5 protein-coding genes are annotated in these 7,795 nt (G+C 63.0%); all 5 read right to left on the bottom strand.

Translation table 11 applies throughout. The features are described from left to right. Nucleotides 1-385: 385 nt before the first annotated feature. Genes SOM61_RS26300 through SOM61_RS26280 form a run of 5 tightly spaced genes read right to left on the bottom strand, consistent with a single transcriptional unit; the run spans nucleotide 386 to nucleotide 7,645 of the window. Nucleotides 386-1,588, bottom strand: coding sequence for a DUF3322 domain-containing protein (locus SOM61_RS26300; protein WP_320476815.1), 1,203 nt, complete (start codon nucleotides 1,586-1,588; stop codon nucleotides 386-388). Then, nucleotides 1,585-4,956: an ATP-binding protein gene (locus SOM61_RS26295; RefSeq protein ID WP_320476814.1), complete on the bottom strand. Its 3,372-nt coding sequence runs from the start codon at nucleotides 4,954-4,956 to the stop codon at nucleotides 1,585-1,587. The genes SOM61_RS26300 and SOM61_RS26295 overlap by 4 nt, the downstream gene beginning before the upstream one ends. After that, nucleotides 4,953-5,546, bottom strand: a complete 594-nt coding sequence (locus tag SOM61_RS26290) for a DUF4194 domain-containing protein (RefSeq protein ID WP_320476813.1) — start codon at nucleotides 5,544-5,546, stop codon at nucleotides 4,953-4,955. The genes SOM61_RS26295 and SOM61_RS26290 overlap by 4 nt, the downstream gene beginning before the upstream one ends. After that, nucleotides 5,543-6,997 (bottom strand): DUF3375 domain-containing protein, encoded by a 1,455-nt coding sequence (locus SOM61_RS26285; protein WP_320476812.1) that lies wholly within the window; start codon nucleotides 6,995-6,997, stop codon nucleotides 5,543-5,545. The genes SOM61_RS26290 and SOM61_RS26285 overlap by 4 nt, the downstream gene beginning before the upstream one ends. Nucleotides 6,998-7,003: 6 nt before the next feature. Further along, nucleotides 7,004-7,645, bottom strand: a complete 642-nt coding sequence (locus SOM61_RS26280) for a type 1 glutamine amidotransferase family protein (RefSeq protein WP_320476811.1) — start codon at nucleotides 7,643-7,645, stop codon at nucleotides 7,004-7,006. Nucleotides 7,646-7,795: the final 150 nt, after the last annotated feature.

Genomic DNA, 7,795 nt, shown 5'->3' with positions numbered 1-7,795 from the left:
ACTCTTTCGAGTCACCCTGCATTGCTGCAGGGGTCGCTCACTCAAAATACTGACCGTTATCTCATTGCTGAGACAACGTATTTCTTTTTTGTGAACATTTGATAATTTAAGTAATCAAGAACCGAAGTTCTTGGCACCTTCATCAAACGCCCACACTTATCGACTGTTAATTTTTAAAGAACGCGGCTCCCGCCGAGGGTTCGGTACTGCTTTCTGCATTTTGCTTCGAAGCGTTGTGTTCGTCAGCAGCAGAGAGGCGAGATTATCAGGTGTTTCGCGATTTTCGTCAACCTCTTTTTTCTCTTCGTTTTCGCTACCATGAGGTGGCGTCTGCGTCGAGGAGCGAGACTATAACAAAGCGCCATCGCCGCCGCAAGGGTAGTTTTCAACTTTGTCGAATCGCGTCGACCGCCCAGGTATAGCCGATGCGCTCCTGTTCGAGCCGTAGTCGTTCCTCAAACACATTATCACGCAACTCAACAAATAACCGCTGCTCCTGCTCGGTCAGCCGCATCAAGTCTGCCAAGTAACGTTTATCGCCATCCTCCTGCCCCCATACATGGCGGTGAGCATGCAATGTCTCCTCATCCATCAGCAGCGATTCCACCCCGGGGATCGACGCTCGCAGGCGATCGAGGATCGCAAAGCCATGGGTATCGATATCGCCCCAGTACATGACGCGACGGCTACGTAGCCAGTCGACCTGCGCCAGGCGGTCGATGCCATAACCACCTCCGAATATCACCATGCTCGAGTCCATATCGGGAAAGGCCAGCGCATTCACCTCGTTCTCCGTGATGTAGACGCGGTCCACGCCCGTGCGCAATGCGGTGAACTGCGCCACCGGCACCATCAGGTCGGAACAGCCGCCGATATCGTGCCGCCGGTCGAGCATGCGGAAACGAATCTGCGCTGGTTTGCCCAGCAGGCCATAACGCGCCTCGAACTGCCGCGCACCGATGGCGCCGGCATCGATCGATTCGGCAGGCAGCACCTGGTCGAGCAGTTCGGCAATCAACCCCTTGCGCACTTCGATGAACTTGGTGTCGACGCCCGGGATATCGAGCTGACGCAGATAAATGCCTGGGCGCGGGTTCGCGACGAACCAGCGCAGTACGGCCAGGATCCGTTCCCATCCGTCCCTGTGCTCGAGCAGGCGTAGCGGCTGCCTGGCCAGCCATTGGCGAAGGATGGGAAACGCGTCGAGGGTCGTGGCAAGCAGTTCATCGAAGCGACGCGCATCCGCGCCTCGGCCGATCATGCGCAGCGCAGACGCCTCCGAATCCACGATGGCCGCCACCGGGATGCGGTTGCGTCCCAACTGGCGGTGGTTGATGTCGCGCCAGACCAGTTCATAGCCATCGCCCCGTTCGGGACGGCTGCTGCTGCGCAAGGCGCCGATCCAGTCGCGCACGAGGTCGAACTGCTCTCCCATGGCGGCGACCGAAGGTTGCCGCAGCCGGACTTCATGCGGAAACAGGGCGCCGCCGTCCAGGCGCGCGGCCAGGATGGCGCCGCTGTCCCACAGGCGCTGGACGCTGGCGACGATGTCGCCCGGCGACGACCATGCGCTGCGCATCGCGGTCATCCGACCCGCGCACCACGCTCGGCGCGGTACTCCTCGATGCTCAGGTAGCGCAGCATCGACTGCCGCCCTTCTTCGCTATGCACGAATCCCAGGCCCGCCACGTAAGGCTCGATGATGTGGATCTTCTGCAGCGGCGTCACGATCAGCAGCTGCAGGTTCATGCGGCGGAACAGCTCCAGGCCATAGCGGGCCGATTCGTCGGAGCCGCGCCCGAATGCCTCGTCGATAACCACGAAGCGGAACGAGCGCGAACGCACGGCGCCCCATTCGAGGCCGAACTGGTAGGCGAGACTGGCGGCCAGCACGGTGTACGCCAGCTTCTCCTTCTGGCCACCCGACTTGCCGCCGGCGTCGGTGTAGTGTTCATGCTCGCTGTCGTCCTCGCGCCAGCGCTCGGACGCCGAGAACACGAACCAGTTGCGCACGTCGGTCACCTTGCGGGTCCAGCGCCGGTCCATCTCGGCGCTGCCTTCGCGTCCCCTGAAACGCTCGATGATGCGCCGCACCTGCAAGAATTTCGCCTCGGTGTATTCCTCGTCGCTCGACCCGGTCAGCGCGCCTTCGGTGCAGCTGCGCAGGTCTTGCTGGAAGTCGCGCAGGTCGGCGTCCAGGCTCGGCTCCGCCTCCAGGGCGATGTAGCGATTCGGGTTGTAGTCGATCGCGTGCAGCGAGGTGTTGATGGTCTCGACCCGCTCGCGGATCGTTTCGCGTTCGCGCTTGAGCTGCGACTGGAACCCGGCGATCTCGCGGATCGTGTTTTCGTTGAGCAGATCCTTGAATTTGCCGGCGAAGCGCGGCAGGTCGTCGGCCTCCAGCACCTGCAGCATGCGCCGGAATTCATCGGCGGCCTCGATGTTCGCATCCACCTCGCGCGCGTCGAGCGGCCAGTCGCGCACATAATCCTGCATGGCCGAGATGATGCTGTCGCGCAGGCGCTCGATGCGCTTGCCCTCGGCATCGATGCGGGCTTGCACGAAAGTGCGCATCTCGCGCTCACGGTTGTCGCACGATTCGACCGTCAAGGTATGCTCGCCAGGCGCCTGTTCGCGCAAGGCGGATAGCAGCGGGAAGACCGTGGCGCGCATGGTCGCATCGATGACGTCCGTCAGCAGCGCGCACTCGGCCAGAAAGGCGCGCTGCTGGCGCAACTTCTCGACCCAAGTTGCCAGCGCAGCATTCGCCTCCGCATGCTGGCTCTCGAGGTCGGCCTGCACCTGGATCAGCGCCTGCAACTGCTCCTGCAAGGTGCGCAGCAGATCGGACGACGCGGCTAGCTCCTGCCGCTCGCGCTCGAGACGGTCGATCGCCGCCACCAGCGGCTTCCAGTCCAGCTCCGTGAACGATGTGTACATCTCCAGCCGCTGCCACAGGCCGTTGATCCGGTCCCACTCGGCAGCCTCAGTCTTCCACGTGCGAAGCTGCTTGCCATGCTCGGCGATGCGGGTCGAGAGGTCGCGCTCCTGCTTGGCCAGGGCCGCGATCTTGGCCTCGTTCGACCAGCCCAATACATAGCTGGTGCGGTCGCCGATCTGGCGCCGGTCGTCCTTCTCATGCCGCTCGCCGCCCGACTTGACCTGGCCGTTGCGGGTGATCGCACGCTGCTCGCGACGAAACTGGTCGATCGAGGCGCAGCAGGCGTAGTCGAATCGGCGCGCCAGCTCGGATTCGATCCAGGCATAAAACGGAGAGTTGGGCTGGACCGACAATTTGCGCACCAGCGAATCCGGATGCAGCGCCGGCGGCTCGGCCGCAACCTGCGATCGGACCCGGTAATACACCAGACGCGCGCCGAGATGGGTGCGCTCGGCCCATGCCGCGACTTGGGCATAGTGCTTCTCGGGTACCAGCAGGGACAGGCCGAAGGCATGCAGCAGGCGCTCGGCCGCACCTTCCCAGGCACGCTCGTCCTCCCGCACCTGAAGCAATTCGCCGATGAACGGGAGCGCGTCGGGAGCAAGCGACAAGGCCTCGCACAGCGACTCGCGCACCATCAGCATCTGGCGCGGGATATTCGAGCGGCGCTGGCGCAAGGACTCGAGTTCTCCGGTCAGCTCGCCGTGCAGCTTGCCCAGTTCACGCACGGTGACGCCGGCCTCGGTTACCCGGTTGCTGCGCTCGTCGCGCTGGGCGACGCATTCGGCCTGGCCGGCGGCGATCACGCGCTGGTTGGCGTCGAAGGTGTCGGCATCAAACGGCGCCGGCAGTCCAAGCGCCGATGCGATCAGCTCATATCCCTGCGCACGTGCGCCCTTCTCGATGCGCGTCGCGTCCAGACGTGCGATCTCGCCGCCGATCTGGTCGATACGGTTGCCGCCATTGGCGGAGATGGCGGCGGTCAGCTCGTCCCGCGTGCGGGCGTGAGAACGGCGTTCCTCGTCCAGCCGTGCCAGTCTGGCGGCGGCGCGCTCTTCATTCGCGGCCCAGTTGGCGATGCGCTTGTCGAGCAGGTCGGCTTTCAGCTCGGCGAACCACGGCCGCAGGGTTTCTCGGCAGGCCCGTAGTTCATCGACCTGTTGCACCAAGGTGGCGTGGCGATCGCAATCGGCGATCAGGGGTTCCAGGCGTTCGATCTGCGCCCGCGCCTTGAGCACGGATTCATGAGCACGATTGAGGTCGTCGAAGTGCTTGATGAGGTCGTCGATACGCTCCTGAACCGGGAACGGCTCGAGCATGTGCTCGCGCACGAACTCGGTCAGGTTACCGACCGATTTCATCGACACGGTCTGGTTGAACAAGTCCATCGCCTGTTCGGACGCGATGCCGAAGCGGCGCCGAAAATCGGCGCCATATCCAGGGAAGCTGTCGTGCAGGGTCACACCCGGTATCCCGCGCAGGCGTCTCTTCAATTGGGTGATGTCGTTGCCGAAGCCCGAGAACTGGTCGGCGATCGTCAGCGCGCTCTCGGCCACGACGTAGAAGCGCTCGGGCTGGCCGCGTGGGTCCTTGAACCAGAACACCTGGGCCAGCGTGACGGTTTGTTGATAGCCTTCGTTATGGAATTCGCCGAGCAACACCGAGTAGCTGTGCTGGTCACGCAGCGGCACTGCGCGCGCGCTCGACCCAGTGTCGCCGCGCTCCGATTTGTAGTGCCCCAGCACGTAGGTGCGTGTCGAGCGCTCGCGCGCATCGGCGCCGGCCGCCTTATTGTACGAGACCTTGTTGGACGGGACCAGCAAAGTGGTCAGCGCATCGACCAGGGTCGACTTGCCCGAACCGATATCGCCGGTCAGCAGCATGTTGGCGCCACCAGGATTCAGGCGCCACACGTGCTGGTGGAAGGTTCCCCAGTTGTAGACCTCGAAACGGTTCAGGCGAAAGCCGGCCTGCTGGGAGACATCCGTCAGGTCGGCATCAAGCAGCGTGCTCATTCCTTGTCCTCGGTTCCGCCGCCTGCCGCATGGTTCGCGTAGCTACCTAGCCGCTGCGCGAAGTCGTCCAGCCACTGCGCATCGACGAAGGCCTTGAGCACGCGCCGCACTTCGTATTGTCCTTCTTGTCCGCGCAGGCGGCGCAAAAATCCGAGTTCGACGACCTTGCCCAGATGGGTGTCCATGCGGTCCAGCAGGCGCGCTTCGTTGGCGGTGTCGGGAAGGAACAGGCGCATCTGGTCGACGATGTCGTCGCGAGCGACGACCAGTCGAGTATCGGCACTCACCGCGTCGAACTCGGCAAGCTTCTTGCGCAGCAGGACCAGGATCAGGCTCACCGGGAAGCTCAGTGGCCGGCGCTGGACCAGACGCGGCACATCGGAGGCGCCCTGGACTGGCACGCGCTGGCGCAGATAAGCGTAGCCCTCGGCTTCGTCCAGGATCAGTTCGAGCCCGATGACGCCGCAATAGTCACGCACCCGTGCTTGCAGGTCGAGCAGTGCCTGCCACAGTTGTTCGGCGCTCTCCCGATACAGCACGCCCTGGAACAGGCTGACCACCAATGGGCCGAGTCGATCGTCGTCGTTCATTCTTCTTTCTGCTCGCGAAGGGTAAAAATCACCATCGGCAGCGTGGCCTGGCGTTGACGGCCATCGTCGCCGGTCCAGCCGATAGATTCAGTGCGCTCGTCGTCGATCACTGCCGCCACATCCTGCGTCGCCAGCTTCAGGTACGTCGCCAGCTCAGCCAGCCCTTGCTCGATCGGATGCTCGGCGACCACCGCGGCCAGCGAGGCTTGGCTGCGAGTTTGCAACGCACGTCGAACGTTCGACATCAGGCGCACCTGGTCAACATACACCTGATCGAACAAGGCATCGGCCGAGATAGTGACGCCGGCCTCCTCGATCTCGACCGCATGCAGATCGGCCTTGAACGGCGGCGTGTAAAGCAGCCGTTCCATGGGCAGCGCAACGTCCGGCGCCGGCTCGTCGATCGCAGTGAAACCTGCGTCGGGAATCTGCCCGCGCATGGCGAGCGCCTTTTGTTCGACTTGGCGGATCAGTTCCATGATGCGACGGTTTTCCAGCCAGGCCTGGTCGTCGAGGTAACGACGCAGTTGTTCCGACAGGCGCGCGACGGTACGCTGGGTGACTTCGCCGGCCTCGAGCCAGTCGTAATGGATACGGCGCAGGCGGGCATCGGGCTCCATCTCACGGATCGGGGCGAGCGCCATCACCTGCTCAAGGAGCTTGCTCAATTCATCCTGGCGCGCCGGCGACATCAGCAAGTCCCAGAAAGCGCGGAAGCTCTTGCCTTCGTCCGATTCGGTGATCAGGTCGCGCCAGACAAAGATCTGCTGCAGCAGTTCGCCCTTGCCGCCGTCCCAGGTGGCGATCCTTTCGCGCACGCTGCGGTCGAGCGTGCGGAAGTTCTGGTCGAGTGCGCGGAAATCGGACAGCAGTTCACGCGCAGTGGCCGCCATCTGCAAGAAGCGTTCGCGCACCTGGGTCGGCTCCATCAAGGCCAGATGGCCCTCCTTGATCTGTGCGATCTCGGCGTCGATGTCCGCCTTGCGTTTCTGGAGTTCGGCGATGCGCGCACGGGGATTGAGCTCGGTGCCGTCGGCGATCTGCTTGAGCAGGTCGAACACGGTCATCAACCGCGATTCGGTTCCGATGAAAGCGCGTTGGCCCAGGCCCTGCAACCATTCCAGCGCCTGCTCGGCGGGCGAAGTCAGATCGTAATGAGGCTCGTCTTCGCCTGGTGGATAGTATTTGCGCAGCCAGCCGCGGTCGTCGGACGCCCAGTCATCGAGATAGTTGGCAGCAGGCTTGGGAAACGCCTGCTCGCCAGTCAGCTCATGGAGTTGGTACAGGTGATCGTCCAGCTGTGACACCAGCTGCTGGCGGGCGATCGTGCGTACATTCGGCGCCACGAAGCTGCGGTGCAGGAAGCTGGCGATCATCGGCGCATGGTCGGCTGCGAGGAGCCGCCAGGATGGGTGCGCACGGCGCTGGGCGAGAAGCTGCTGGTAATCCATCGCAGTCTAGGACGACACGGCCGGCGTATCCGACATCGAAGCGACCAACTCATGGTACCAACGCTCCTGGCGGGTCTTGTGCAGGCGGTACCAGGCCTTGGCGGTTTCGGGCTTCCAGACCTTGAGCATCTTCAGCACCTCGTACGAGAATTCGAGCGGCGCCAAGCCGGTCGCCGTAACCAAGTTGTCGCCGCGCACGGCGGGCTCCTTGCGGTACAGGTGTTCACCGCGGTAGTCAGGGCAGGACGCTTTCAAAAATCCGAGATCGTTGGACGTGTGGCGCCGTGTGTTCAGTGCGCCGATGCTGGCCAGGCCGATGGTCGCTCCGCAAATGGCGGCGACCTGGCGGCCCTCGTCCAGCGCCTTGCGAGCCAGCTCGAGGACTGGCCTCGCTTGCGCGCACTGCCAGATCTCTGCGCCTGGCAGCAGGAGCAGGTCGTTGTCGCCCATCTGGATGTCATCGATTGCCAGGTCTGGCGTGTGGGTCACGCCGCCCATGCTCGTTATCGGATCACGATGAATACCTGCCTTGAGCAACTGGAAGTCTCGCGACGGGTCTACGAAAAATCGGCGGCTGTGCAGTTCTGCGGTCAGGTAGCCGATTTCCCAATCCGCGAGCGTATCGACCACAACCAGATAGACCTTCATCGCTATTCCTAGATAAGAAAATACTGTGACCTTGGGATTTTACGCGTGTCCAAAGCAAAAAACCCCACCAGGATCACCTGGTGGGGTTTTTCATATAACTAGCCTGACGATAACCTACTTTCACACTGGTTGCAGCACTATCATCGGCGC

The sequence above is a fragment of the Massilia sp. CFBP9012 genome (assembly GCF_034045115.1).
Classification (GTDB): domain Bacteria; phylum Pseudomonadota; class Gammaproteobacteria; order Burkholderiales; family Burkholderiaceae_D; genus Telluria.
This window is presented reverse-complemented; position numbering and strand designations above follow the sequence as displayed.

Bases quoted from the DNA above. Each gene is read 5' to 3' on its own strand.
- SOM61_RS26290 (WP_320476813.1), bottom strand. From the start codon at position 5,546: ATGAACGACGACGATCGACTCGGCCCATTGGTGGTCAGCCTGTTCCAG.
- SOM61_RS26285 (WP_320476812.1), bottom strand. From the start codon at position 6,997: ATGGATTACCAGCAGCTTCTCGCCCAGCGCCGTGCGCACCCATCCTGG.
- SOM61_RS26280 (WP_320476811.1), bottom strand. From the start codon at position 7,645: ATGAAGGTCTATCTGGTTGTGGTCGATACGCTCGCGGATTGGGAAATC.
- SOM61_RS26300 (WP_320476815.1), bottom strand. From the start codon at position 1,588: ATGACCGCGATGCGCAGCGCATGGTCGTCGCCGGGCGACATCGTCGCC.
- SOM61_RS26295 (WP_320476814.1), bottom strand. From the start codon at position 4,956: ATGAGCACGCTGCTTGATGCCGACCTGACGGATGTCTCCCAGCAGGCC.